This is a genomic window from Haloarcula salina, assembly GCF_010119195.1.
GTDB classification, from domain to species: domain Archaea; phylum Halobacteriota; class Halobacteria; order Halobacteriales; family Haloarculaceae; genus Haloarcula; species Haloarcula salina.
In genome coordinates this window covers 750,650-770,056 of the sequence record NZ_WRXL01000001.1, presented here as the reverse complement: position 1 = coordinate 770,056, position 19,407 = coordinate 750,650, and the positions used below count along the sequence as shown (strand labels likewise).

Below are 19,407 nucleotides of genomic sequence, written 5' to 3'. Positions count from 1 at the left end.
CTTACGCGAGCAGCCGCGGCCCGAACACCATCAGCAGGAGGCCCGCGATCATCGACACCGTGACGGCGACCGAGACGGCCGTCGTCAGCCGACGGGCGTCCGAGACGGGCAGCCGGGAGACGAACGATTCGGTGGCGGCCCGGAGGATGTGACCGCCGTCGAGCGGGAAGGTCGGGATGAGGTTGAACTGGCCGATGACGAGGTTGATCCAGCCGGTCCAGAACAGGACGTTCGCCAGCAGGAACACCGGCGTCGTCCCGAGCGCGGCCAGCGGGCCCTCGACGGTGAAGAAGTTCGCGGCGATACCGGTGAAACCGGCGAAGTTGTAGCCGAAGCCGCCGGCGACGCCGATGAAGGGGAGCAAGAGCGTGCTGAACACCCGCTGGGCGAACGAGAAATCGGAGACGGACGTGGGGGCGTCCGGCGACCCGCCCAGGAACTCGAGGAACGCGGCGGCGGGGTAGGCATCGATGCCGAAGTCGCTGACCTGCATCCCGCTGATGCCCCGCTGGATGCTGATGCCGACGATGCCGTCGTCGCTGGTGTCGCTCTCGCCGAGCGTCACGTCGAACGTCTCACGCTGGCCGTCGACGTACCCGACGACAGTCACGCTGTCGCCCGGTTCGCGGCCGTCGAGCGCGTCGACGAGCGCGCTTCCGCTATGGGTTCGCTGGCCGTCGACGGCGGTGATGATCATCGACTCTCCGCCGGGGCCGCCGGCCTGGTCGAGCGGGCTGTCCTCGACGACCAGGACGTACGCGCCGAGCGGAGTCGTGACCGACTCGCCGGACTCCGTCTGGAGCGTCGCGACGGTGTGGTTCCGGGCGGCCCGCTCGAAGCCGCTCCCGGTCGCGACCGCGGAGTCGTTGACCGAGACGACGGTGTCCCCGGTCCCCAGCGGGGCGCTCTGAAGCGCGGCCGAGACGACCACGGACCGCTCGACCGTCACCGGCGCGGCGTTTCGCCTGGACACCTCGACCGTCTGCGCGTCGCTCTCGGCCAGCGCCCGTTCGAGTTCCTGTCCGTTCGCGACCGGCTGGCCGTCGATGGCCGTGATGACGTCGCCCGAGCCGATGCCGGCCTGGTCCGCCGGTGCGCCCCTGAGCGCGCCACCGACCGGGACGCCGTCGACGACGGCGATGGAGCCGGCGATCGGTCCGAACAGGAGGAGTAACGCGACGAGTGCCAGCGCGAAGTTGTTCGTCACGCCCGCCGTGTACATCCGGACCTGGGCGCCGCGGTCGGCGCGCAGAAGTTCGTCCTCGTCGGGTTCGACGAACGCGCCGACGGGAACGATCGCGAGCAGCGCCAGCCCCATCGACTCGATGTCGATGTCCTCGACCCGGCAGAACAGGCCGTGGCCGCCTTCGTGGACGACGAGGCCGAGCAGCAGGCCGAGGACGATCTCGGGGGCGACCGACAGCGGGAGGAAGTCGTTGACGCCGGGGATCGCGAGCGCGTTCCGCGGTTCGTTCAGTGCCGAGGGCTGGGGGTCGACGATCGCCTGGTAGGCCCCGAGCGCGACCAGCAGGAAGGAGCCGACCATCACGACGAGGCCGAAGCCCACGCCGAGGTTGCCCCACGCCCGCCAGGCCCGCTTCGGTCGGGCGAGCCAGTTCAGCACGGCTTTGCCTTTCTGCGTGTGGATCGTCGTTATCGGGCCGCTGAAGCGGACGTACTCGGGCACGACGCCGCGGGACTGCAACGCCATCGCGAGGAGGGTGTACGCAACCAGGCCAGCGAGGACCCACGTCAGCGTGCTCACCATTTGTCAGAAGGACGGTCCACCCAAGCAAGAGGGTTTGGTTTGGGGCACCGCCGTCGGCAAACGGTGAAGGGGCTGGCCGTCGAACCGCCAGCCAATGTACGAACACATCGTGATCGCCGTCGACGGGAGCGAGGAGGCCGAGCGGGCAGCGAAGCGTGGCTTCGATCTGGCTCGCCGCTTCGGCGCGTCGGTCGAGGTCGTCCACGTCGTCGAACATCGCTCCCTGCGTCTCACCAAGTCGTCGGGGGAACGCGAGCGGCTCAGGGAGCGCGGCGAGTCGATCCTCGCCGAAACCGCGGCCCTCGCCGGCGATCGGTCCGTCTCGACGACGCTCCTCGACGGCAGACCCGGGGCCGAGATCAGCAAGCACGTTCGCGAGACGGACGCCTCGCTGCTCGTCCTCGGCCGGCAGGGAGCGACGGGGCTGGGAAAACGGCTCCTCGGGGGCGTGACCGAGCACGTCGTCCAGCACGTCGCGGTCCCCGTGCTCGTCGTCCCCGCCGACGCCGAACCGACCGGCGACTACTCGCGGGTCCTCGTCCCGACCGACGGGAGCGCGAACGCCGAGGTCGCGACGCCCCACGGGGGTGCGGTCGCCTCCCAGTACGGCGCGGCCCTCCACGTCCTCAGCGTCGTCGACCTGCAGGCCGCGGGCGGGGCGTTCAACGCCGGCGGCCTGGAAGACGAGTTCGTCGAGCGACTCGAACGGGAGGGTCGAGAGGCCGTCGACGCCGTCGCCGAGGACCTCGCGGCCAGCGCTCCGGACGTGTCGGTGGAGACCGCCGTCAATCGAACCGCGTCGCTCGACGGCGTCGCCGTCGGAATTCGCGAGTACGTCTACACCAACGACGTCGACCTCGTGGTCATGGGGTCCCACGGGCGGTCGAACCTGAAACGCCAGCTGCTGGGGAGCGTCACTTCCCGGTTGCTCCGCAACATCGACGTGCCGGTGCTGGTGGTGAACAGCCGTGAGTGACGGATCGCAGCCCCGAAGGCGGTGAGCGACCCCGCCGGCTGCCACGCCGGCTCTCGCCCGTAGTGGCTCCCTGAATCGGTCACCTCCGAGAAAACCATCCACCCGTTCTTTGGGTATTGAGATCATCACTCACAGTGGTGCCAGCCGATGACAGAAGACTGCGGTATCTGCGGCGAGACCGTTCCGTTCGACGCGACCGTCCACGCGATGGTTCACACGCGGAGCGAGGCGGGCGTCGTCGAGGCGTACGTCTGCCGGCAATGTTACGACGAGCACCTCGGACCGATGTTCGAGCGACTCACCGAGCGAGAGCCGTCTGCCTGAGCAGTCGAACGCGGGGATGAACGGTCGAGTAAGCCGTTCTTACCGGCTGATTTTGCAGGACTACCGCTCTCGCCGGAGCCGGTCGACGACGAACTGCTGGTCGAGCTTGGCGATGAACGGGCCGAGTTGCGGCCCCTCGGTGTCGTCGAACAGCAGCCGGTAGCCCGCGGAGAAGAACTCGCCGATGTCGATGTCGTTTCGCTTCGCCGTCTCGTAGATCTCGCCCTGGATCGCCTCGCCGTCGTGGCCCTCCGCGACGAAGTTGGCCAGTTCGTCGAGCGCCGCCGCCGTCGCGTCGTCGAATTCCGCTTCGGGCAGCTCCGCGCGCTTCAGTTCGTAGTTGAACTCGTTGTCCGTGCGCCGCGCCCACTCGCGAGCGCGCTCGACGCGGGCGAGCGCCGCCTCGACGGCCCACTCCGGCGCGTCGTCGGGGATGTGGCCCTCCTTGCGGGCGATCTCCTCGCGCAGGTCGGGGTCGTCGGTCATCCCCAGCACCGCGGCGAACGTGTAGGGGATGCGAACGCGTTCCTCTCGAGGGTCGTCCACGACCATCGGGTACGCCCGCTCGGCGAGTTCGCGCTCGTCCGCGTCGGTCTCGACCTCATCGAAGTACCGCCGCTCGAACCGGTCGAACTCGTCGACGAGCTGGTCGACGTGCTCGACGGAGAAGTCCCGCTGCTTGCGCGGGTCCTTCACGAAGAAGTACCGGAACACCTCCGGCTCGAGGATGTCGAGCACCTCGTCGACGGTGACGACGTTGCCCGAGGACGAGGAGAGCGGTTCGCCGTCGAGCGTGAACCACTCGTACACCATCGGGACGGGCGGCTGAATGTCGAGGACGTTCTCGGCGATGTCCTCGCCGGATGGCCAGGAGCCCTCGGCGTGGTCCTTCCCGAACGGCTCGAAGTCGACGCCGAGCAGCTCCCACTGCCCGGGCCACTCGAAGCGCCACGGGAGCTTCCCGTCGCGGAGCGTCGCCGTCCCCTCGTGGCCACAGCCCTCGATGGTCTGGTCGCCGGCCTCCACGTCCTCGCAGACGTAGCTGACCTCGCCGGCGTCGAGGTCGACCGCGGTGACGCCCTCGGTGAGCTTCCCGCACTCGGCGCACTGGGGCAGGAACGGGACGTAGTCGTCGTCGACCTTGTTCTGGTACTCGGCGAGCACCTCGCGGGCACGGTCCGCGCGTTCGAGGACGCGGCGCGTGACTGCCTCGAACTCCCCGTCGGCGTACAGTTCGGTGTTGGAGACGAACTCCACGTCGACGCCGACCAGGTCGGCGCTCTGCTGCAGGAGCGTCGTGAAGTGCGCGCCGTAAGAGTCACAGCAGCCGAACGGGTCCGGGATGTCCGTGTAGGGCTTCCCGAGATTCCGGCCGAGCGCGCCGGCGTCGACCTCGCCGAGGCCGACGACGTTCCAGTCGAGGTCGGCCAGCTGGCGGGGGACCTTCCGCAGGCGGTCCTTGTCGTCGGCGGTGAACACCTGCCGGACCTCGTGGCCGCGGTCGCGCAGGGCCTCGGCGACGTAGTACCCGCGCATGATCTCGTTGAAGTGGCCGATGTGAGGCACGCCCGAGGGCGAGACGCCGCCCTTGATGACGATGGGGTCATCGGGATCGCGCGCCTCGACGGCGTCGGCGACCGAGTCCGCCCAGAACGCGCGCGTGCCGCCGCGCCCGACCTCGTAGGGGTCTTCGGCCATCTACGCCTCCGGGAGGATCTCGGTCCCGTCGAAGTCGTCGTCCTCGACCGCCCTGACGACGCGCTCGGGGTCCGTCCCGTCGAGCACGACCGTTCGAATGCCCGACCGCTGGATGATCTTCGCCGCGAGGAGGTCGACCGGCGCGCTGCTGCCGGCGTCCATCTCGATGTCGGCGATCACGTCGACGAGCTCGCTCGCTCCCAGTTCGTCGAACCGGGTCGCCTCCTCCTCGTCGTTGGGGTCCGCGTCGTAGACGCCCGGGACGGACGTGGCGTAGACGAGCAGGTCAGCGCCGACGTACTCGGCGAAGGCCGCGGCCACGGCGTCGGTCGTCTGCGCGGCGACGATGCCGCCCAGGACGGGGATGTCACCGCGCCGGATCGCCTCGCGGCCCTCGTCGTAGCTCTCGGCCGGCGTCGGCGCGGCCCGGTCGTCGAGCGCGGCGATGAGGAGCCGGCCGTTCAGCCGGGTCACGGCGATACCGAGCTGGTCGAGTTCGATCTCGTTGGCACCCAGCTCGCGGGCGCTCTCGATGTAGTCGCGGGCGGTCGGACCGCCGCCGACGACCGTTCCGAGCGTGTGTCCCTGTGCGTCGAGCGAGTGAATGGCGTCCGCGTAGGCAGCTACCCGGTCCGAATCGAGGTCCGGGGCCAGTACGCTTCCGCCGACTGAGACGACGACTTTCATTAGCCCGGCGTAACCGCGATGCACTCTTAAGGGTTGTCAAGACCTCTCGCTGGCGTCTGTGCCTGGGCCGGCGCTGGCTGACGAGCGTCTGACGGTGACGGGGCCGCTACCGGCGATTTATACCGTTTACTCGGCCGAGCGTAAGTGATATTCTGCTTTTACAGACCCGAAAAAATGGGTTGGGCCGTAGTCAGAGAGACCGCCTGAAATCAGCCGATAAAACGTCTAAAGAACTCTGGAACGTTTGTAAAACGTGCGTTTTACTCCGATTTGGCCTGAAAGTGGCCGAATCGACCTGAAGGTTCCCTTCTTTATATACTCCCAGCGGGGTTACGAGTGAGTGAGGTGACACAGATGAGCGCTACCGTAACGCCCTCCGGCGAGGAAGAGCCCTCCAAAGAAGAGCGTCTGAAGTCCTTCCTCGCGGAGAAGGCCGCAGACGGCGAGATGTATTTCAAGAGCAAGTTCATCGCAGACGAAGTCGGACTCTCCCCCAAGGAGATCGGCGCCCTGATGGTCAAGCTCAAGGACAGCGCCTCGGAGATCGAGGTCGAGAAGTGGTCGTACACGAGCGCGACCACCTGGCGCGTCGAACCGGCATAACGGATTGGTCCCCCCGCTGTCAGTTTTCCGCTTCGCTCCCCGCGAGCGGTGCCGCCGTTCGCGGAGTATTAGTGGCCGCGACGTGTAGCGAGAGTCGATGAGTGGCCCCGCCGGTGACCCGCCGTCGCCCGAACAGTTGTCCGGCGTGTTCCGCGTCTCGTCCGTCCGGCAGACCGGCGGGACGGTGCGGTACGTCGGCGATCCGCTCGTGCCGCCGGACGCCGTCGTGGAACAGCTCCGCCCGGTCTTTCGCCAGCGGGGCTACGACGTTCGGCTCGAAGGACTCTCCGCATCAGCGACGAACGGCGGTACCGATGCCCACGCACCCGAATCCGGGCCGATCGCCGTTCCGGGCCGGTCGCCTCCGTCACGACAGTACGCGCTGGTGGCCGAACCGACCGAGGCGACCGGTGGCGGGGTCCCGTGGCTCAACGTCGTCCTGTTGCTCGCCACGATCGCCTCCACGCTGTACGTGGGGGCGAGCACCTGGTACTACATCCCGGTCGGGCAGGAGCCGCTTCGCATCTTCGAGGCGTGGCCGTTCACGGTCGCCATGCTCGGCGTCCTCGGCATCCACGAACTCGGGCACTACGCCGCGGCGCGGTACCACGGCGTCGACGTGACCCTGCCCTACTTCATCCCGTTCCCCTCGCTGCTGGGGACGATGGGTGCGGTCATCAACATCCGCGGGCGCATCCCCGATCGCGAGGCGCTGTTCGACATCGGCGTCGCCGGGCCGCTCGCCGGCCTCGTCGCCACCGCCGTCGTGACCGTGATCGGACTCTCGCTCGATCCCATCACGGTCCCCGAGCGAGTCGCAAACAGCGACACCGGCGCGGTCATCACGTTCAACTATCCCCTGCTGTTTCAGGCGCTCGAAGCGCTGGTCCACGCGCTCGGAATCGGTACGGAACTCGGCCCGCGCGAGTCGATCCACCCTATCGTCTTCGCCGGCTGGGCGGGGATGTTCTTCACCTTCCTGAACCTCCTCCCTGTGGGGCAACTCGACGGCGGCCACGTCGTCCGGGCCATCGTCGGCCAGCGCCAGGAGACCATCGCCGCTGCGGTCCCGGGCGCGCTGTTCGCGCTCGCTGGCTACCTCTACTTCACGCAGGAGCAGGCGGCAATCGGCCTCGGCGTCTGGACACTGTGGGTGTTCTGGGGGCTGTTCGCGACGGGGCTGGCCTACGCCGGTCCTGCACACCCGACCGTCGACCGGTCGCTGGGACGGTCGCGGACGCTCCTCGGTATCACGACGTTCGCGCTCGGGATCGCCTGCTTCACGCCGATCCCGTTCGAGATCACGCCGATCTGAGCTGCCTGCGGCCCGTCTCTCTCAGTGCGAGTACCCGCGGTCCGGAAGCGCCTCGCCGTCGAGCGTCACGCCGCGCTCGGTGACGGTTCCGATACGGTGGAGCGGGCAGGGCGTCGCCTCGCGCGCCGCCGAAACGGCCGCCTCGGGCATCGTACAGACGAGTTCGAAGTCCTCGCCGAAGAACGCGCCGAGTTCCAGACGCTCCTCGTCGCTCTCGGCGACTGCTCCCACCCGCTCGTCGATGGGTAACGGCTCCTCGACGGCGAAGCCGCAGTCGCTGGCCTCGGCGAGCTGGTGGAGCGAGCGGGCCAATCCGTCGCTCGAATCCATCATCGCGCTCGCGTGGGAGCGCAGAGCGACCCCTGCCCTCACGCGCGGCTGGAACCGAAAGAGGGCGTTCGCCCCCTCGGTATCGCCGCGGTCGAACAGCGCCAGCGCGAGCGCCGACCGACCCAGTGTGCCCGTCACGCAGACCGCCTCGCCGGGGCTCGCGCCGGAGCGGAGAATCGGATCGCTCGCCGTTCCGAGCGCCGTCGTCGCGACGGTGAACTCGTCGTGGTTGTCGAGGTCACCGCCGACGTATTCGCCGCCCACCGACTCGCACACGTCGCGCGCGCCGTCGACGAACGCTCCCAGCTCGTCCGGGTCAAACGACGGCGCGCCGTAAGCGGCCACCGCGGCGGTCGCGTCGGCCCCCATCGCGGCCACGTCCGACAGCGAGGCCCCGACGGCCCGCCAGCCGGCGGTGTAGCGGCTGGTCCCGTCCGGGAAGTCCGTCCGCTCGTGGAGCATGTCGGTGGTGACGACCTGCCCGTCGACCACGGCGCAGTCGTCGCCTGCGTCCGGGAGGCGGTCGGCGAGTTCGGCGAGGGCGGTCCGCTCGTCCATGTCCGACCCTCGGACGCCGCGGACCAAAACGCTCGGGATCTCGGCCGGAGGGACGGGGCGGTGGACGGACTCCGCCGCCTCGGGGTCGGAGGGTTGAAATCGGAGACTCACGACGTGCCCGGTATGGACGGGAACCGGGTGGCCACCCTCGTCGGGTTCGCGGCGACGCTCGTCGTCCTCGCGGGGCTGGTGTGGGTCGTCGGCATCGACGACACGCTCGCGGCGCTCACCACGGCCGACCCCGTCGCGCTGGCCGCCGTCGCCGGTATCGCGCTGTGCTGGCTGGTCTCGTGGGGCCTCGCGCTGTGGACGGTCCTGCGGGCGCTCGGGTCGCCTGTGTCGCCCCACATCGCGATTCTCGTGTTCGTCGCCGCGGTGTTCTCGAACAACGTCACGCCGTTCGGACAGGCCGGGGGCGAGCCCCTGAGCGCGCTGCTCATCTCGACGGCCGCCGACACGGAGTACGAGACCGGGCTGGCGGCAATCGCCAGCGTCGACACCGTCCACTTCCTCCCTTCCGTGGGTTACGCCATCGTCGGGTTCACGTTCGTCGCCGCGGGCGCGGTCCAACTGACGCGAAATCTGGCGTTCGCCGCCGCCGCCGTCGCCGTCCTCGCGCTCGGCATCCCCGTCGCCGCCGTCCTCGGCTGGCAGCACCGCTACCGCATCGAGGCCGCCGTCATCAGGGGCTTCACGCCGGTCGTCACCACCGTCGCGAGGGTCGTCCCGCGGTGGTCGCCGCCCTCCGCGGCGAGCATCGAGGCGCGAATCGAGCGCTTCTTCGCGGCCATCGACCGCATCGCGACGGACCGCCGGACGGTCATCCAGACGTTCGGCCTCTCCGCGTTCGGGTGGGCCTGTCTGGCCGCCTCGCTGTGGACCTCGCTGTACGCGGTCGGCGCGCCGGTCCCCGCCGAGGTCGTCCTCCTGGTGGTCCCCGTCGGGAGCATCGCCAGCGTCGTTCCCCTCCCGGGCGGGTCCGGGGCCATCGAGACGGTCCTGGTGACGCTGCTGGTCTCGACGGCTCCCGTGTCCGCGCCGGTCGCGACCTCGGCGGTCCTCATCCATCGCGTCGGGAGCTATCTCCTGCCGACGCTCGTCGGCGGCGGCGTCGCCACCGCACTCGGCGTCGACCACGCGGCGTCACCGGAGACGTGACGGATCGCCCCGGCCCGCCGACGGTCGCCCTCGTCGCCGTTCGCGGCGAGTGAACGGTTCACGCCCACCGAGCGGTAACGACGCGTTTAAATGACGGCGACGGAAAGGAATCCCCAATGGCGACACTCTACGACGTTCCCCCCGAGGACCTCATCGAGGCGCTCACGGAGACGCTCGCAGCCGAAGACGAGATCGAAGCACCCGAGTGGGCCGCGTTCACCAAAACCGGCGTCGACCGCGAACTCCCGCCCGAACAGGAGGACTTCTGGGCGCGACGCTCGGCCAGCCTGCTCCGGAAGGTGGCCGTTGACGGCCCCGTCGGCGTCAACGCCCTCCGCTCGGACTACGGCACCGCGAAGCAGGGGACCACCCGCTACCGCGTCCGTCCCCACCAGAAGAGCAAGGGCTCCGGGAACATCATCCGGACGGCGCTCCAGCAGCTCGAAGACGCCGGCTACATCGAGACCAGCGAGAGCGACGGCCGCCGCGTCACCGGCGAGGGCCGCAGCCTCCTCGACGACACGGCCGGCGAGGTTCTCGATGATCTCGACCGCCCGGAACTCGAACGCTACGCGTAACTGACGGCTCTCCCTTCTCTCGACCGACCCGCCGATAGCGTCCGCTCCGAAATCGTTTTCCGGCCGACTCCAGTAGGTTATCCCAGTTATGAGCGGCGACCCCAGCGAGGAGGAGATCGAAGAGCTCCGCAAGAAGAAGATGGAACAGCTCAAAGAACAGCAGGAGGGCGGTGACCCCGAGGCCCAGGAGGCCGCCCAGCAGCAAGCCGACGCCCAGAAGAAGGCGCTGCTCCGCCAGCACCTCACCGACGGCGCGCGCAAGCGCCTCAACACGGTCAAGATGTCCAAGCCCCAGGTCGGCGAGCAGGTCGAACAGCAGGTCATCGCCCTGGCTCGGAGCGGGCGCGTCCAGGGACAGATCGACGAGGACCAGATGAAAGAGCTGCTCTCGGAACTGACGCCGGACTCGAAGAGCTTCGACATCAAGCGCCGGTAGATGGACTGCGCCCTGTTGTTCAGCGGGGGCAAAGACTCGACGCTCGCCGCGCTCTTGCTCGACCCCTTCTACGACGTGACCCTCGTCAGCGGCTCGTTCGGCGTTCGCGACGCCGAGCCGGCCCGCGAGGCCGCGTCGGCCGTCGGCTTCGACCACGCGACGGTCGACCTGGACCCGGACGTGGCCCGCGAGGCCGTCGAGCAGATGCACGACGACGGCTACCCGCGAAACGGCATCCAGCGAGTCCACGAACACGCGGTCGAAACCGTAGCGGCCGGCGAGTGGGTCGCCGACGCGGACGCCGTCGAGACTATCGACGCCGTCGCCGATGGAACGCGGCGCGACGACCGCGTGCCGACGGTCGACCGACCGCTCGCCCAGAGCGTCGAGGACCGATTCGGCGTGGACTACCTCGCGCCCCTCGCCGGAATCGGCCGCGGCGCAATCGACGCGATGGCCGCCGACCGACTCGTCGTCGAGCGCGGGCCCAGCGCCGAGGTCCCGAAGGCCGACTACGAGGTGGAACTGCGGGCGCTCCTGCGGACCGAGTACGGCGGCGGGGCCGTCGACGAGGTCTTTCCCGACCACACGCAGTCTCGCGTCCGCGGGCTGCGGTAGCCGCCGTCTACTGGACGCCGCCGCTCACGCGATGTCTCTACTGGTGTCGACGTCGATCCGATCGGTCAGTTCGAGACGCAGCGGCTCGGTGAGCGCGCGGCCGCCGCGGAACTTCGGGACGAAGAGCCTGCTGTCGAGCGAGTCGTCGGCGCGGACGGTTTCGAGATCGAGGACGACGTCGCTCAGGTACTCCGTCCGGTGGCGCTGTGGCGGCGAGGAGCCGTGCTTGAGCGCGTGCAGGACGGCGACGCTCTCGGTCCGTGACAGCGCGGCCCGGAGCGTTTCGAGGAACGAGCGGAACTCGCCGTCGGCGGCGCGTTCGAGCGGTTCGACGGGGTCGACGACGAGCAGCGACTCCTTCGGAAGGCCGTCGAGGTGGCCGAGCGCGTCGTTCACCGGGGCCTCGCGATCGAGGCGGCTGACGGTGAGGTCCTCGGACGCGCCGCGGGTCCGGAGCGACGACGTGACGGCGGTCGGCGTCCGCTCGCCGGAGAGGTACACCGTCCGCTGTCCCGCGGCGAACTCCGCGAGGAACAGCTCCGCCTGACTCGCCGGTTCGGCCAGCAGCGTGACCAGACTGCCCGTCGGAATCCCGCCGTCGAGCTTCCTGTCGAGCGCCCGAACGCCGGTCGCGACCCGTCCGCTCACCGTCTCACCCCGCCGGAGAAGCGCGCCCCTCGGACTTGGCACATGGTACCGTGGTACGCGGCTTGTGGCTTTGTTGTGGACTCGCTACTCCAGCGCGGTCGACGCGTAGTCGCACGCTACGGCGGCGGGGGAGAAGCGCTTGAAAGCCGTCAGCTACCGGCGTTCCGGTCCCGAGCCCTCCTCCAGTCACCGCTCACAGCACGCTCGGCCGGCCGACGACGCCGGTGAACGGACAGCTTCAAGCGCGCCCTGCCTGTAGGCGCGGACATGTACGACTCCGTCAAGGGCTTTCGCGACTTCTATCCCGAGGAGATGCAGGCCCGGCGGTGGGCCATGGACACGCTGGAGGGCGTCGCGCGGCGCTACGGCTTCCGAGAGATCGGGACGCCGGCGCTCGAACCGACCGAGATGTACGTCGACAAGAGCGGCGAAGAGATCGTCGAGGAGCTGTACAGCTTCGAGGACAAGGGGGGCCGCGAGGTCGCTCTGACGCCGGAGCTGACGCCGACCGTCGCGCGGATGGTCGTCGCCAAGCAACAGGAGCTCTCGAAGCCGATCAAGTGGGTGTCGACGCGGCCGTTCTGGCGCTACGAGGAGCCCCAGCAGGGCCGGTTCCGGGAGTTCTACCAGACCAACGTCGACATCTTCGGGTCGTCGGAGCCGACCGCCGACGCCGAGATTCTGGCCGTCGCCGTCGACATGCTCACCGAACTGGGACTGTCCGACGAGGACTTCGAGATCCGCGTCTCGCACCGCGACATCCTCGCGGGGCTGCTGGAGTCCTTCGAGGCCGACGTGGACGTGCCCGCGGCCATCCGCGCGGTCGACAAGCGCGCGAAGATCGACCGCGAGGAGTACCACGACGCCCTCGTCGAGGCCGGCCTCAACTACGGCCAGTCGGACAAATTCGACGAGATGCTCCAGGTCGACGCGGACGGCCTCGACGCGCTCGGCGACATCACCGGCTCCGATGACGTTCGGGCGGCCACGGAGAACCTCCGCGCGGTGCTCGACGCCGCCGCGGACTTCGGCGTCCGCGACCAGCTCACGCTGTCGCTGACGACCGCCCGCGGGCTGGACTACTACACCGGCGTCGTCTTCGAGTGCTTCGACTCGACGGGCGAGGTCTCTCGGTCGGTGTTCGGCGGCGGCCGCTACGACGACCTCATCGAGGGCTTCGGCGGCCAGCCCACGCCAGCCGTCGGGTTCGCGCCCGGCCACGCCACGCTCCAGTTGCTCTGTCAGCGCGCCGGGGTCTGGCCCGAGGAGGAGCTATCCACGGACTACTACGTCCTGCAGGTCGGCGACACCCGGCCGACGGCGGCCCGCATCGCCCGCGAACTGCGCGAGCGGGGCCACGTCGTCGAGTCGGACGTGGCCGACCGCTCGTTCGGCGCGCAGATGGGCTACGCCGACGGCGTCAACGCCGAGACGGTCGTCATCGTCGGCGAGCAGGACCTCGATAACGACGAGGTGACGCTCAAGGAGATGGACGGCGGCGAGCAGGTGAGCGTTCCGCTGTCCGAGTTCCCCGGCGACCGCGACCGGCCGACGTTCGAGGACTTCGCGGAGTAAGGCGCGCACGAGGACCGTTCCGCACGACAGTAGTTTTTTGCGCTCGCCACGTCGTTTCTCGGATATGGCCCTCCCTACCATTGCCCTCCCGCGGTGGAAGCTCGCGGCGGTCATCGGGGTCCTGTCGCTCGGGGTCACCATGCTCGCCAGCGTGGCCGGATTCGGGTCGTCGCTCGCACCTGCGGCGCTGATTACCGGCTGGTTCATCCTGATCCCGCTCGTCGCCCTCCTCGGCTCGGACCTCCCGCTGGTCGAGTCACCAGGGGACGACGGCGAGCCGACCGTAGAAGACGTACCGACAGTAGATTCGAAGAGCCCCGTCGAGCAGCTCCGGGAGCGGTACGCCCGCGGCGAACTGTCCGACGAGGAGTTCGAGCGGCGACTCGACCGACTGCTTGAGACGGAGGGACTTTCGGTGGCCGATCACGCGAACGAAGCCGCCGACGCGGCCGACGGTGACGCTTTCGAACTCGAACGGGAGTGACTACAGCGCCAGCTCCATCTCGAGTTCGACCCGGTCCCGCGTGACCGTCTCGAAGCCGACCGACTCGTAGAGTTCGCGCGCGATCTTGTTCGAGCGCGAGACGGTGAGCCAGACCGATTCGAGTTCGCTGTCGCGCCCGTAGCCGAGCAGGACGCGGATGAGCTGTGAGCCGATCCCGGCCCGCTGGTAGTCGGGGTGAACGAAGATGGCGAGCTCCGACGTGTCTTCGTAGGGGACGAGGACGGCGTGGCCCACGGCGCGGTCGTCGTGCCAGGCGACGACGTTCAGCCCGTTGTCGAGGAGGTTCGCCAGCCACGTCCGGATCTCCGGTTTCGTGCGCGGCGGCACCCCCTGGGATCGCGACTCCGACCCGAACGCGGCGTACATCTCGACCAGCGGTTCGTCGTCGCCGTCCTCGTACGCCTCTACGGTCACGGATCGCCCTTTCTCGTCGGCGAACGTCTTCGGCGGGCGGGGGAGCTCTGTTTCCGCTCCGGGCTCGGGGACGTCAGTCATGGGGGCCCCTACGAACTCACGCCGCCTAAGGTCACCTATCCTTCCCAACAGGTGGGATTCCGGGCGAGCCAAGTGTCTCGCCGGCGATGCACCGGTATGCGCGCCTATCGGGTGGCATACGACGGCCGAGCGTATCACGGCTTCCAGCGCCAGCCCGACGTGGACACCGTCGAGGGCCGACTGCTCTCGGCGCTCGCGCGACTCGGGATCTGCGAGCGCGACGAGGTCCCGCCGGGATACGCCGCGGCCGGCCGGACCGACGCCGGCGTCTCCGCCCGGGCGCAGACTGTGGCCTTCGCCGCGCCGGAGTGGCTCTCCCCGACCGCGTTCAACGGCGAACTCCCCGACGACGTTCGCGCGTGGGCCAGCGCCGACGTGCCCGCGGACTTCCACGCGACCCACGACGCCGCGGAGCGGACCTACACCTACTACCTCTACGCACCGCGGACCCGGGGCGGAGCGACCGCCGACGGCGATTCCTCGCCGCGATTCGACGACGGCCGCTGGGCCGACGCCGTCGACGCCCTCGCCGGCGAGCACGACTTTCACAACCTCACGCCCGACGACGACGGCACCGTCAGAGCGGTTGACGTCGAGTGGACGCGCGAGGGGGACGTGCTGGTCGTTCGGTTCACCGCGAGCGGCTTCTGCCGGCAACTGGTCCGTCGGCTCGTCGGCCTGGCGGCCGCGGTCGGTCGCGGGTCGGCCGACCTCGCGCGGGTCGACCGAGTGCTCTCGCCCGACCCGGTCAGCGGCCCTGACGGCGTCGCGCCAGCCCCGCCCGCCCCGCTCGTGCTGACCGACGTGCGCTATCCGGGCGTGACCTTCGCCGTCGACGAGGAGGCCGCTGCGTCGGCGCGCGCGGCCTTCGAGGAGCGGCGCGGACGCGCGCTCGCCGTCGCTCGCGTCGCGGGCCATCTCAGCGACGGACTGTAGTCAAAGACTCGGAAACTGGGCCCGGACCGACGGCGAGCCACAGCGGTTTTGCGCCCCGCCGTCGCACCCACGCCCATGCGAGCCGTTCAGGTCACGGAACACGGCGATAGCTCGGTCTTGACGGTGGTGGAGCGGTCGCGCCCCGACCCGAGCCCGGAGCAGGTTCGGATCGACGTGGACGCGGCGGGCGTCAACTTCGCCGACGTCGCGAAGCGCCGCGGGACGTACTTCGGGGGTCCGTCGCCGCCGTACGCGCCCGGTATCGAGGTCGCGGGGCGGGTCGACGCTGTGGGCGACGCGGTCGAGGCATTCGCGCCCGGCGAGCGCGTCACGGCTTACGTCCTGCGAGGCGGCTACGCCGAGGCCGTGGTCGCCGACCCCGCGCGAGTTCGGCACGTCCCGGACGGGCTCTCGCTCCGGGCGGCCGCCGCCGTCCCCATCCAGTGGCTCACCGCGCACAACGCGCTGTTCGAGTGGGGCGGTCTCGACGCCGGCGAGACGGTGCTCGCGCTCGCGGCGGCCGGCGGCGTCGGGTCCGCCGCGGTCCAGTTGGCCGCGACGCAGACCGACGCGACGGTCCTCGGGGCCGCGAGCACGGCCGAGAAGCGGTCCTTCGTCGCCGAACTCGGCGCGGACGGGACCATCGACTACGCCGACCGGGACGTCGCCGAGGCCGTCGAAGAAGCGACCGACGGCGCGGGGGTCGACCTCGTGCTCGACGGGGTCGGTGGCGACGCTTTCGAGGAGAGCCTCGACGCGCTCGCGCCGGGCGGCCGAATCGTCACTTACGGACTCGCCAGCGGCGACGTGCCGCGCGTCTCGACGCCGCGGCTCATCTTCGGGAACCACAGCGTCCGCGGCTACCACCTCGGCGAGGCCGCCGACCGCGAGCCTGACCGGGTGTTCGGCGCGTTCGCCCCGGTCCTGTCGGCGCTGTCGGCGGGCGAGGTCGCGGTGCAGGTCGACCGCGCGTTCGACCTCGCCGACGCGGCGGCCGCCCACGAACACGTCGAGAGCCGGCAGACGCAGGGAAAGGTCCTACTGGAACCGTAGGGACCGCCCAGCCGACACCGTCAACCCACCGAAAGAGATAGGTCGACGACGAATGACCACTCGGGCATGACCGTCGCCGTCGCGGGCGCGTCGATGACCCAGTTCGGCGTTCGCGAGGCCCGCCTCCGCGACCTGCTCGTCGAGGCGGGCGAGGCGTGTCTCGCCGACGCCGGCGTCGACCCGCGGGCCGTCGACCACCTCTACCTCGCTGAGTCCGGCGGGGCCTACGAGTCCAAGGGCGGCCTCGTGAACGCCCTGAAATCCGACCTCGGCCTCGGGAGCGCCTACGCCACCGGCATCGAGCAGACCTCGGCGGCCGGCGGGGCCGGTATCGCCGCGGCGTGGCGTTCGGTCGCGTCGGGCGAGAGCGACCTGTCGCTGCTCGTCGGCGGCGAGAAGATGACGCACCTCTCGACGCCCGTCGCATCCGACGTGGTGTCGGCCATCACCCACCCCGCCGAGTACAGACACGGCGTCACCATTCCCTCGTTCGCGGGCCTGACTGCGCGGCGCTACCTAGAGCGCTTCGACGCGTCACGGGAGTCGCTGGCCCGCGTCGCCGTCAAGAACCACCGCAACGGCGTCGACAACCCCAACGCGCACTTCCAGACGGACCTCACCGTCGAGACGGCGCTCGACTCGCCGATCGTCGCCGACCCGCTCCGACTGTACGACTTCTGTCCCATCTCCGACGGCAGCGCGGCGCTGCTGTTCGCGACCGAGGAGCGCGCCCGCGAACTGACCGACGACTACGCCCGCGTCGCCGGCGTCGCGGGCGCGACCGGGCGGCAGGTCGTCCACGAGCGGTCGGACCTGACGGCGATGGACGCCGTCTCCACGGCGGGCGAGCGGGCCTACGAGGCGGCCGGCCTCGAACCGGCAGACCTCGACGTGGTGGAACTCCACGACATGTTCACGATTCTGGAGTTCCTGCAACTCGAGGCGCTCGGGCTCGCCGAGCGGGGCCGGGCGTGGCGGCTCGTCGAAGACGGGACCGTCGCCCGTGACGGCGTACTCCCGGTCAACACCTCGGGCGGGCTGAAGTCGAAGGGCCACCCCATCGGCGCGAGCGGCGTGGCTCAGGCCGTCGAGCTGTACGAGCAACTGACCGACGCCGCGGGACCGCGCCAGGTCGACGCCGACGTGGGGCTCGCGTGTAACGTCGGCGGGTTCGGGAACGCCGCCGTCGCGACGATTCTCTCGCGCCGGTGAAACGAAGGCTTACCTCGCCGCCGGTCAAAGAGCGGGCCATGAGTTCGGTACCCGCACGGAGCGACATCGACGAGGCGTACAAGTGGGACCTCGACTCCCTCTACGCCAGCGACGAGGACTGGGAGGCCGCCTACGCGCGGGCGGAGGAACTGACCGCGGACCTGGCGGCCTACGAGGGACGGGCCACCGAGGACGCCGCGACCCTGCTAGAGACGCTAGAGACTTACGAGGAACTGATGCGGACCGTCTCGAACGTCGCGGCCTACGCCCGGATGCGCCGGGACGAGGACACGACAGACGACACCTACCAGGCGCTGACCGCGCGCTCGCAGTCGCTGTCCTCGGAGGCGAGTTCGGCGGCCTCGTTCCTCGAACCCGAACTGCAGGCCCTGGAGTACGACGACATCGAGGCGATGATCGAGACCGAACCCGGTCTCGAACCGTACGAGCACTACTTCGACGACGTGCTCCGGATGAAACCGCACACCCGCTCGGCCGAGGTCGAGACCCTGCTGGCGGAACTGGGCGAGGTCACCGGCGCGCCCGGCGAGGTGTACAACATGCTCGCCAACGCCGACATGGAGTTCCCGAGCGTCGAAGACCCCGACGGCGACCGCCAGCCGGTCACGCTCAACAACTTCACGACCCTCCAGAAACACCCCGACCGCGACTTCCGCCAACGGGTGTACGAGTCGTTCTACGACGAGTGGGAGACGGTCCGCAACGCCGTCGGCACGGCCTACAAGAACGCGGTCAAGACCGACGTGAAACTGGCGAACGCGCGGAACTACGACACCGCCCGCGAGGCCGCCCTCGACGGGCCGAACGTGCCGAGCGAGGTGTACGACACGCTCGTCGACACCGTCCACGACAACCTCGACACGCTCCACCGCCACGCCGACCTCAAGCGCGAGGCCATCGGGGCCGACGAACTGCGGATGTGGGACCTCTACGTCCCGCTCGTCCAGGAGGAGTCGCCCGAAATCGACTACGAGCAGGCCTGCGAGTACGTCACCGAGGCCGTCGCGCCGCTGGGCGAGGACTACCAGTCCCGGCTGGCCGAGGGGCTCGACTCCCGGTGGGTCGACGTCTACGAGACGAAACACAAGCAGTCGGGCGCGTACTCCGGCGGGACCTACGACTCCCAGCCGTTCATCCTGATGAACTACCAGGACGACGTGGAGTCGATGTACACGCTGGCCCACGAACTCGGCCACTCGATGCACTCGGAGTACACCAGCGAGGAACAGCCGTTCGTCTACTCCGGCTACGAGATCTTCGTCGCCGAGGTCGCCTCGACGGTCAACGAGACGCTGCTGACCCACCACCTGCTCGACACCGTCGAGGACGAGCGCCTGCGCCGACACATCCTCAACGAGTACTTAGAGCGGTTCCGCTCGACGCTGTACCGCCAGACGATGTTCGCCGAGTTCGAACAGCGGACCCACGAGATGTCCGAGGCCGGCGAGCCGCTGACGCCCGACCGGCTCGACGACCTCTACGCCGACCTGAAGGGCGACTACTACGAGCCCGCGGTGCTCGACGACCGCATCGCCCGCGAGTGGATGCGCATCCCGCACTTCTACCGCGCGTTCTACGTCTACCAGTACGCGACCGGCATCTCGGCGGCCGTCGCGCTGGTCGACGGGATTCTGGAAGAGGGCGAGCCAGCCGCAGACCGCTACGTCGACTTCCTCCGCAGCGGCTCCCGGGAGTACCCGCTCGAACTGCTGCGCGACGCCGGCGTGGACATGGCCAGCCCGGAGCCGGTCGACGCCGCGCTGTCGACCTACGGCGACTACCTCGAAGAGTTCGCGAGCCTGCTGTAGGTCGGCCATCGGCGGCCGCCGAGTACCGCTCTCTGTTTGCCACTGTTTCTCACCCCCGTGACCCGAAGGCACTTTGTGTCTCAACCGTTTAGTACCGCTCATCCA

The 19,407-nt window shown here is 69.5% G+C and carries 20 protein-coding genes; 14 read left to right on the top strand and 6 right to left on the bottom strand.

The window, feature by feature from the left end; translation table 11 throughout:
- Window position 1: 1 nt before the first annotated feature.
- Window positions 2–1,768 (bottom strand): site-2 protease family protein, encoded by a 1,767-nt coding sequence (locus tag GM656_RS03995; RefSeq protein WP_162412351.1) that lies wholly within the window; start codon window positions 1,766–1,768, stop codon window positions 2–4.
- A 94-nt stretch (window positions 1,769–1,862) separates the two neighbouring features.
- Here GM656_RS03995 and GM656_RS03990 point away from each other — a divergent pair, with 94 nt between their 5' ends.
- Both GM656_RS03990 and GM656_RS19000 read left to right on the top strand, forming a co-directional pair.
- Complete coding sequence (locus GM656_RS03990) at window positions 1,863–2,744, top strand: universal stress protein (protein WP_162412350.1); 882 nt, start codon at window positions 1,863–1,865, stop codon at window positions 2,742–2,744.
- Window positions 2,745–2,891: 147 nt separating this feature from the next.
- Complete coding sequence (locus GM656_RS19000; protein WP_174242928.1) at window positions 2,892–3,068, top strand: hypothetical protein; 177 nt, start codon at window positions 2,892–2,894, stop codon at window positions 3,066–3,068.
- A 60-nt stretch (window positions 3,069–3,128) separates the two neighbouring features.
- On the opposite strand, the gene lysS is transcribed toward GM656_RS19000, so the two are convergent.
- Window positions 3,129–4,766 (bottom strand): lysine--tRNA ligase, encoded by a 1,638-nt coding sequence (gene lysS / locus GM656_RS03985; RefSeq protein WP_162412349.1) that lies wholly within the window; start codon window positions 4,764–4,766, stop codon window positions 3,129–3,131.
- Complete coding sequence (gene pyrH / locus GM656_RS03980; RefSeq protein ID WP_162412348.1) at window positions 4,767–5,453, bottom strand: UMP kinase; 687 nt, start codon at window positions 5,451–5,453, stop codon at window positions 4,767–4,769. It lies immediately after the preceding gene.
- 354 nt (window positions 5,454–5,807) lie between these two features.
- On the opposite strand from pyrH, the gene GM656_RS03975 reads away from it, so the two are divergent.
- Complete coding sequence (locus tag GM656_RS03975; protein WP_162412347.1) at window positions 5,808–6,056, top strand: DUF7123 family protein; 249 nt, start codon at window positions 5,808–5,810, stop codon at window positions 6,054–6,056.
- A gap of 97 nt (window positions 6,057–6,153) precedes the next feature.
- Window positions 6,154–7,371 carry a site-2 protease family protein gene (locus tag GM656_RS03970; RefSeq protein ID WP_162412346.1) on the top strand — a complete coding sequence of 406 codons (1,218 nt, stop codon included), beginning with the start codon at window positions 6,154–6,156 and terminating at the stop codon, window positions 7,369–7,371.
- 21 nt (window positions 7,372–7,392) lie between these two features.
- Here GM656_RS03970 and thiL read toward each other — a convergent pair whose 3' ends face one another.
- Entirely contained in the window at window positions 7,393–8,259 is an 867-nt protein-coding gene (gene thiL, locus GM656_RS03965; RefSeq protein ID WP_162412345.1) for a thiamine-phosphate kinase, read from the bottom strand.
- 123 nt (window positions 8,260–8,382) lie between these two features.
- Between thiL and GM656_RS03960 the strand changes: the two genes are divergently transcribed.
- The 4 genes from GM656_RS03960 (at window position 8,383) to GM656_RS03945 (ending at window position 11,049) form a co-directional block, all read left to right on the top strand.
- Window positions 8,383–9,417 (top strand): lysylphosphatidylglycerol synthase transmembrane domain-containing protein, encoded by a 1,035-nt coding sequence (locus GM656_RS03960; RefSeq protein WP_162412344.1) that lies wholly within the window; start codon window positions 8,383–8,385, stop codon window positions 9,415–9,417.
- Between the two features lie 116 nt (window positions 9,418–9,533).
- On the top strand, window positions 9,534–9,995 hold the full coding sequence (locus GM656_RS03955) for a 30S ribosomal protein S19e (protein WP_162412343.1): 462 nt from the start codon (window positions 9,534–9,536) through the stop codon (window positions 9,993–9,995).
- Between the two features lie 88 nt (window positions 9,996–10,083).
- Window positions 10,084–10,431: a DNA-binding protein gene (locus tag GM656_RS03950; RefSeq protein WP_162412342.1), complete on the top strand. Its 348-nt coding sequence runs from the start codon at window positions 10,084–10,086 to the stop codon at window positions 10,429–10,431.
- The gene (locus GM656_RS03945; RefSeq protein WP_162412341.1) at window positions 10,432–11,049 is read left to right on the top strand and encodes a DUF7411 family protein; all 618 of its coding nucleotides are present in this window, start codon (window positions 10,432–10,434) and stop codon (window positions 11,047–11,049) included.
- A gap of 24 nt (window positions 11,050–11,073) precedes the next feature.
- Here GM656_RS03945 and GM656_RS03940 read toward each other — a convergent pair whose 3' ends face one another.
- Complete coding sequence (locus tag GM656_RS03940) at window positions 11,074–11,697, bottom strand: RAD55 family ATPase (protein WP_241692697.1); 624 nt, start codon at window positions 11,695–11,697, stop codon at window positions 11,074–11,076.
- 267 nt (window positions 11,698–11,964) lie between these two features.
- Between GM656_RS03940 and hisS the strand changes: the two genes are divergently transcribed.
- Together hisS and GM656_RS03930 are read left to right on the top strand one after the other, a co-directional pair.
- Window positions 11,965–13,272, top strand: coding sequence for a histidine--tRNA ligase (hisS, locus tag GM656_RS03935; protein WP_162412339.1), 1,308 nt, complete (start codon window positions 11,965–11,967; stop codon window positions 13,270–13,272).
- A 64-nt stretch (window positions 13,273–13,336) separates the two neighbouring features.
- A complete protein-coding gene (locus tag GM656_RS03930; RefSeq protein ID WP_162412338.1) occupies window positions 13,337–13,756 on the top strand; it encodes an SHOCT domain-containing protein in 420 nt (139 codons plus the stop codon).
- Here the strand turns inward: GM656_RS03930 and GM656_RS03925 are convergent, their stop codons facing one another.
- Window positions 13,757–14,272 carry a GNAT family N-acetyltransferase gene (locus GM656_RS03925; protein WP_162412337.1) on the bottom strand — a complete coding sequence of 172 codons (516 nt, stop codon included), beginning with the start codon at window positions 14,270–14,272 and terminating at the stop codon, window positions 13,757–13,759.
- A 96-nt stretch (window positions 14,273–14,368) separates the two neighbouring features.
- Between GM656_RS03925 and truA the strand changes: the two genes are divergently transcribed.
- The 4 genes from truA to pepF all read left to right on the top strand — a co-directional run bounded on the left by truA (window position 14,369) and on the right by pepF (window position 19,302).
- A complete protein-coding gene (gene truA, locus GM656_RS03920; RefSeq protein ID WP_162412336.1) occupies window positions 14,369–15,208 on the top strand; it encodes a tRNA pseudouridine(38-40) synthase TruA in 840 nt (279 codons plus the stop codon).
- Between the two features lie 75 nt (window positions 15,209–15,283).
- Window positions 15,284–16,261 (top strand): quinone oxidoreductase family protein, encoded by a 978-nt coding sequence (locus tag GM656_RS03915; RefSeq protein WP_162412335.1) that lies wholly within the window; start codon window positions 15,284–15,286, stop codon window positions 16,259–16,261.
- 66 nt (window positions 16,262–16,327) lie between these two features.
- Window positions 16,328–17,473 (top strand): thiolase family protein, encoded by a 1,146-nt coding sequence (locus GM656_RS03910; RefSeq protein WP_162412334.1) that lies wholly within the window; start codon window positions 16,328–16,330, stop codon window positions 17,471–17,473.
- Between the two features lie 38 nt (window positions 17,474–17,511).
- Window positions 17,512–19,302 (top strand): oligoendopeptidase F, encoded by a 1,791-nt coding sequence (gene pepF, locus GM656_RS03905; RefSeq protein ID WP_162412333.1) that lies wholly within the window; start codon window positions 17,512–17,514, stop codon window positions 19,300–19,302.
- Window positions 19,303–19,407 lie beyond the last annotated feature (105 nt).

What these genes read in the sequence shown, in the direction of transcription:
- GM656_RS03995 (WP_162412351.1), bottom strand. Translation starts at nt 1,768, where the DNA reads ATGGTGAGCACGCTGACGTGGGTCCTCGCTGGCCTGGTTGCGTACACC.
- GM656_RS03990 (WP_162412350.1), top strand. Translation starts at nt 1,863, where the DNA reads ATGTACGAACACATCGTGATCGCCGTCGACGGGAGCGAGGAGGCCGAG.
- GM656_RS19000 (WP_174242928.1), top strand. Translation starts at nt 2,892, where the DNA reads ATGACAGAAGACTGCGGTATCTGCGGCGAGACCGTTCCGTTCGACGCG.
- lysS (WP_162412349.1), bottom strand. Translation starts at nt 4,766, where the DNA reads ATGGCCGAAGACCCCTACGAGGTCGGGCGCGGCGGCACGCGCGCGTTC.
- pyrH (WP_162412348.1), bottom strand. Translation starts at nt 5,453, where the DNA reads ATGAAAGTCGTCGTCTCAGTCGGCGGAAGCGTACTGGCCCCGGACCTC.
- GM656_RS03975 (WP_162412347.1), top strand. Translation starts at nt 5,808, where the DNA reads ATGAGCGCTACCGTAACGCCCTCCGGCGAGGAAGAGCCCTCCAAAGAA.
- GM656_RS03970 (WP_162412346.1), top strand. Translation starts at nt 6,154, where the DNA reads ATGAGTGGCCCCGCCGGTGACCCGCCGTCGCCCGAACAGTTGTCCGGC.
- thiL (WP_162412345.1), bottom strand. Translation starts at nt 8,259, where the DNA reads ATGGACGAGCGGACCGCCCTCGCCGAACTCGCCGACCGCCTCCCGGAC.
- GM656_RS03960 (WP_162412344.1), top strand. Translation starts at nt 8,383, where the DNA reads ATGGACGGGAACCGGGTGGCCACCCTCGTCGGGTTCGCGGCGACGCTC.
- GM656_RS03955 (WP_162412343.1), top strand. Translation starts at nt 9,534, where the DNA reads ATGGCGACACTCTACGACGTTCCCCCCGAGGACCTCATCGAGGCGCTC.
- GM656_RS03950 (WP_162412342.1), top strand. Translation starts at nt 10,084, where the DNA reads ATGAGCGGCGACCCCAGCGAGGAGGAGATCGAAGAGCTCCGCAAGAAG.
- GM656_RS03945 (WP_162412341.1), top strand. Translation starts at nt 10,432, where the DNA reads ATGGACTGCGCCCTGTTGTTCAGCGGGGGCAAAGACTCGACGCTCGCC.
- hisS (WP_162412339.1), top strand. Translation starts at nt 11,965, where the DNA reads ATGTACGACTCCGTCAAGGGCTTTCGCGACTTCTATCCCGAGGAGATG.
- GM656_RS03930 (WP_162412338.1), top strand. Translation starts at nt 13,337, where the DNA reads ATGGCCCTCCCTACCATTGCCCTCCCGCGGTGGAAGCTCGCGGCGGTC.
- GM656_RS03925 (WP_162412337.1), bottom strand. Translation starts at nt 14,272, where the DNA reads ATGACTGACGTCCCCGAGCCCGGAGCGGAAACAGAGCTCCCCCGCCCG.
- truA (WP_162412336.1), top strand. Translation starts at nt 14,369, where the DNA reads ATGCGCGCCTATCGGGTGGCATACGACGGCCGAGCGTATCACGGCTTC.
- GM656_RS03915 (WP_162412335.1), top strand. Translation starts at nt 15,284, where the DNA reads ATGCGAGCCGTTCAGGTCACGGAACACGGCGATAGCTCGGTCTTGACG.
- GM656_RS03910 (WP_162412334.1), top strand. Translation starts at nt 16,328, where the DNA reads ATGACCGTCGCCGTCGCGGGCGCGTCGATGACCCAGTTCGGCGTTCGC.
- pepF (WP_162412333.1), top strand. Translation starts at nt 17,512, where the DNA reads ATGAGTTCGGTACCCGCACGGAGCGACATCGACGAGGCGTACAAGTGG.